The organism is uncultured Microbacterium sp., assembly GCF_913776565.1.
Classification (GTDB): Bacteria; Actinomycetota; Actinomycetes; order Actinomycetales; family Microbacteriaceae; genus Microbacterium.
On the sequence record NZ_CAJYPF010000070.1, the window covers coordinates 1 to 3,823 of the forward strand.

Here is a 3,823-nt window from a genome sequence, read left to right on the forward strand (position 1 = left end):
CCCTCGACGAGCTCGACGCCCATGAGGCGCGCGAGCAGAGTGTGCTCGAAGTACGCCGAGTTGTACACACCCGGCGTCAGCACGACGATGTTCGGATCGTCGATCCCGGGCGGGGCGGACGCGCGCAGGGCCGCGAGCAGCTTGTTGGGATAGTCGCCGACGGGGCGCACGCGCATCGACACGAACAGCTCGGGCAGCGTCTGCGCCATGACGCGGCGGTTCGAGATGACGTACGACACGCCCGAGGGCACCCGGACGTTGTCTTCGAGCACGCGCATCTCGCCGTGCTCGTCGCGGATCAGGTCGATTCCCGACACCTGGATGCGCACGCCGTTGGCACTGCGGATGCCGGCCGCCTGGCGATAGAAGTACTGCGACGACGAGATCAGACCCGCGGGCAGGATGCCGTCGCGCACGCAGTGCTGATTGCCGTACGCGTCATCGAGGAACGCCTCGAGCGCACGGACGCGCTGCTTCACGCCGGCCTCGATGCGCGACCACTCGTCGTACGCGATGACCCGGGGCACGGCATCCAGGGGGAACGGCCGCTCCTCGCCCGCGAAGTCGAACGTGACGCCCTGCGCGAGGTAAGAACTCGCCAGCGATTCGGTGCGACCGCGCAGCTCCTCTTGCGTCATCTGCGCGAGCGTCTGGTACAGCTCCCGATACGCCTCGCGCGAGGGGGCGGCGTCTCCGGGGCGGGCCGGAACGCCGAACATCTCGTCGTACGCCGGGATGCCGGAAGCGGTCTTGCGCGGCGCCAGCGTGGAGCCGTAACCGTCGAACAGGTCACCCATGCCACGACTCTACTCAGCGCCGTGTTGCCGGAACGTTTCCCACCCGCCGCGCCGCACACCACCAACCGCGCGAGTCGCCGGAATCCGTCGCTTCGACGCGAACAACGGCGACAGGACGTGGCGACTCACGCGGGGCGGGAGCGGGCGTGCGGGTCAGGTGCCGGGGCGCAGCACCACCTTGATGCAGCCGTCCTCCTTCTTCTGGAACGTCTCGTACAGGCCGGGGGCGTCCTCGAGCGGGGCGTGGTGGGTGACCAGGTCCATCACGCCGAGCGGATCGGCGGGGTCTTCGACGAGCGGCAGCAGGTCGTCGATCCACCGCTTGACGTTGCACTGACCCATGCGCAGGTTCAGCTGCTTGTCGAACATGGTCTTCATCGGCAGCACGTCCGCCTCGCCGGCGTAGACGCCGCTGAGCGACACGGTCCCGCCGCGACGCACGAGGTCGATCGAGGCGTAGACCGCCGCGAGCCGGTCGATGCCGGCCTTGTCCATGAGCTTTCGCGCGAGGGCGTCGGGCAGCAGACCGACGGCGTTCTGGGCGAGCTTCGCGCCGCCGTTGCCGTGAGCCTCCATGCCGACGGCATCCACGACCCCGTCCGCACCGCGCCCCTCGGTGAGGTCGATCAGTTCGTCGACCACCGTGTCGGTCAGGTCGTAGGTCAGGATGCCGTGGCGCTCGGCCATCGCGCGACGGTCCGCCTCGGGCTCGATCGCGAGGACGCGATAGCCGAGGTGCACGCCGATGCGGGCGGCGAACTGCCCGACCGGGCCGAGGCCCATGACGGCGAGCGTGCCGCCCTCGGGGACGTCGGCGTACCGCACGCCCTGCCACGCCGTGGGCACGATGTCGCTGAGGAAGAGGTAGCGGTCGTCGGGCAGATCGTCGCCGACGCGGATGTGGTTGTAGCCGGCCAGCGGGACGCGCAGGTACTCGGCCTGGCCGCCCGGCACCTGGCCGTACAGCTTGGTATAGCCGAACAGCGCCGCGCCGCTGCCGTACTCGCGCACCTGCGTCGTCTCGCACTGGGACTGCAGGCCGCGTCGGCACATGAAGCACTGACCGCACGAGATGTTGAACGGCACCACGATGCGGTCGCCGACGGCGAGATTCGTCACGGCCGAGCCCACCTCGACGACGACGCCCATCGGCTCGTGACCGAGCACGTCGCCCTTGTCGATGAACGGGCCGAACAATTCGTAGAGGTGCAGGTCGGAGCCGCAGATCGCGGTCGAGGTGATCTTGACGATCGCGTCGGTCGGCTTGAGGATCTGCGGGTCGGGGACCTCTTCGACGCTCACGTTGCGCGTGCCCTGCCAGGTCAGTGCCTTCATGGTGATGCCTTCCGTTCCGGGGACACCCACTGTGGGCCGAGAGGACCCGGGATGCCGAGGTGGTTGACGAACCCCCTCCCGGTGGGTCACTCCCCGGGATCCGCGGCGCGCGACGCGACTCATTCCGGCGGCTCGATCGTGCGCGGACGACTGACCTTCAGCTGACTTCCCGCTGGAGCGACTACGGTTCACGCCGTGCACGTCGCGGCACGGCCGTCCGCGGTGGCGACGGCCGGCTGATCGCGTCCCCTGTTGCGGAAAGGAACGGGTCTGTCAGGATGGCGTGATGTCCGGCACGTCGAAGCTCATCTCCGCACTCTCGACGCTCGCCGTCATGACTGCGACGGTGGCCGGGTGCTCCGCCACAGCTCCCGCGGTCGTCGAGACGTCCGCGGCATCCGCTTCTCCGGCCGTCTCCGAACCGGCGGCCGAGGCTGCGGCCGAGGCGGCATCGACGCCCGCGTCGGAGGACTGTTCGCGGATGTCGGAGGTCTACGGCTCCGAGGGTGGTCTGTATCTCGAGCGCCACGGGACACTTCGGGATTTCGGTGCGCGGGAGTTCGCGCGCGGCGAGGTGACGGTGGATGAGAACGGCACGCCCTCGACCTACACGGTCGAGCCGGGTGACGTCGAAGCGGTGATCGCCGAGCGACTCTGCGCGTACCCGACGCTTGGCTCGATGAACCACGTGCGCACGATCCAGCCGGGGCAGGTGCTCTGGCTGACCCCCGATCCCGCCCTTCCGTGGGTGCCGTACTACAGCCCCGGCGACGCAGGTGCGGGATTCGAACAGCTCCCGTACCAGCAGGCGATCGAGTCCGCCGGTAGAGCCGTCGATGCCGGCGACGTGGATGCCGTGCGAGCGATCTGGAACGACACCCTCAAAGGCATGTTCGTGGATGAGCAGACCATCGACGCGGTCCAGGGGGTCGTCGACTCCGGCGACCTCGACGCGCTCCGCCAGCTCTTCTCCTGACGCGGGCTACGACTGGTCGTCGGTTGCGTCGGGCGGCAGCACTTCGCGCCGCAAGCGCCTGATGCCGGCGGCGGGCACCGCGGCGCCGTATTCCGAAGCGGTGGACGGAAGGGGCATCCTTGAACCGGTGGTGGTCGGGTGGTCTTTGCGCGGAACGGCGCGATCCCGTGCCGTTCAGTCGGTGATGTCGTGACAGGCGGGCGCGCCGCCGACGTGGCCGATGAAGCGAGCGTCCTCGAGGTCCCGACCGATGAACAGCGCCTCTCCGCGGTGCGCGTCGACGTCGAAGTCGGGGTTCAGCCCACCGACCCACTTCTCTGGTTGCGTTGAGTTCCGGCGGGCGTCGACCATGCGCCTCACGATCTCACTCGACGGGCACGGGCTCAAGACGGGGAGCCGACCTATGCCACACGAGGGCAAGGGCGGCCACGACACCGCCGAGGACGGCCCCGATGGTGTTCGTGACCCAGTCGCCCGTGTCGCACGCCCGACCGATCGCCGGCACGAGCGCCTGCACGGCCTCGATCGCCACGGACAGAGCGCTCGCGCAGAGGGTCGCGAGCACGGGTCTCTTCCACCGCAGACCCGCAAGCAGAGCGACCGGCACGAACAGCAGGATGTTGGCCATGGACTCCACCGCGGTCGGAGCGAGGAAGGGCAGCTCAGCGGCGCATCCGATCGCCCGGTCGCTCTCGCCCTCCGGGGAGAGGGTGAG

General features: G+C 69.3%; 5 protein-coding genes. 1 reads left to right on the plus strand and 4 read right to left on the minus strand.

Annotated elements, in window-relative coordinates:
• A partial coding sequence (locus QZ433_RS04280) for a circularly permuted type 2 ATP-grasp protein (protein ID WP_295780176.1) occupies window positions 1–797 on the minus strand: 797 nt, incomplete at its 3' end.
• A 153-nt stretch (window positions 798–950) separates the two neighbouring features.
• Window positions 951–2,132, minus strand: coding sequence for a zinc-dependent alcohol dehydrogenase (locus QZ433_RS04285; RefSeq protein WP_295780177.1), 1,182 nt, complete (start codon window positions 2,130–2,132; stop codon window positions 951–953).
• A 286-nt stretch (window positions 2,133–2,418) separates the two neighbouring features.
• Between QZ433_RS04285 and QZ433_RS04290 the strand changes: the two genes are divergently transcribed.
• Window positions 2,419–3,108: a hypothetical protein gene (locus tag QZ433_RS04290; protein ID WP_295780178.1), complete on the plus strand. Its 690-nt coding sequence runs from the start codon at window positions 2,419–2,421 to the stop codon at window positions 3,106–3,108.
• A 174-nt stretch (window positions 3,109–3,282) separates the two neighbouring features.
• On the opposite strand, the gene QZ433_RS04295 is transcribed toward QZ433_RS04290, so the two are convergent.
• Complete coding sequence (locus QZ433_RS04295; RefSeq protein WP_295780179.1) at window positions 3,283–3,468, minus strand: hypothetical protein; 186 nt, start codon at window positions 3,466–3,468, stop codon at window positions 3,283–3,285.
• 4 nt (window positions 3,469–3,472) lie between these two features.
• On the minus strand, window positions 3,473–3,823 hold a 351-nt coding region (locus QZ433_RS04300), incomplete at its 5' end, for a VanZ family protein (RefSeq protein WP_295780180.1).